The 772-nt window shown below is 49.4% G+C and carries 1 protein-coding gene; it reads right to left on the bottom strand.

What is annotated here, in order from left to right; translation table 11 throughout:
• Window positions 1–772: NAD(P)-dependent oxidoreductase (locus A3729_RS01150; RefSeq protein WP_068632986.1), on the bottom strand; the 772-nt coding region annotated here is incomplete at both ends.

Below are 772 nucleotides of genomic sequence, written 5' to 3'. Positions count from 1 at the left end.
CACCTTGCACCACCCATATCCTGTACATCTGCGTAAAACTGGTCAATCAGCGCCGTTAGGGGAAGTTTTGCGCCGATATTCCGAGCTTCAGATAAACAGATGTTTAAGTCTTTGCGCATTAGATCTACGGCAAAACCGTGTTCGTATTCGGCATCGATCATGGTGTCTGAACGATTATCCATTTGCCATGATTGCGCAGCTCCTTTGGATATCACATCGACGACTTGCTTGCAGTCCAGGCCAGCTTTCTCTGAGAAATGGATGGCCTCGGCCAGCCCTTGTACCACACCGGCTACGGCCATTTGATTGGCCATTTTGCAGAGTTGTCCTGAGCCGCACGGGCCAAGCAGGTTCATTGCTTTGGCATAGTGCCGCATAAGGTCGCTTGCCTGTTTGAAAGCTGCTTCTTCGCCGCCGCACATAATGGTTAGCTGGCCATTAATTGCACCCTGTTCGCCGCCAGAAACGGGAGCGTCGATAAATGCCATACCTTTTTGCTTAGTGCTGGCGTCAATACGTCTAGCGAGTTCAGCGGAAGCGGTGGTGTGATCGATAAAAAGTGTTTTGCTATCGCATTGGGCGAGCAGGCCTTGTTCGGACAGGTAGACCTCTTCGAGATCTTTATCATTGCCGATGCAGCTTATGACGAGGTCGAACTTATGATCAATCTTCTTAAGGTCTAGCAGTATTTGGCCTTCATACTCTTCGAGCCAACGTTGGGATTTTGAGGTACTACGATTGTAGACGTGAAGGTCACAATGTTTGGAAAGGT

The organism is Oleiphilus sp. HI0043, assembly GCF_001634935.1.
Note: the sequence above shows the minus strand (reverse complement) of the source record. Positions and strands in the feature narration are given on the sequence as shown.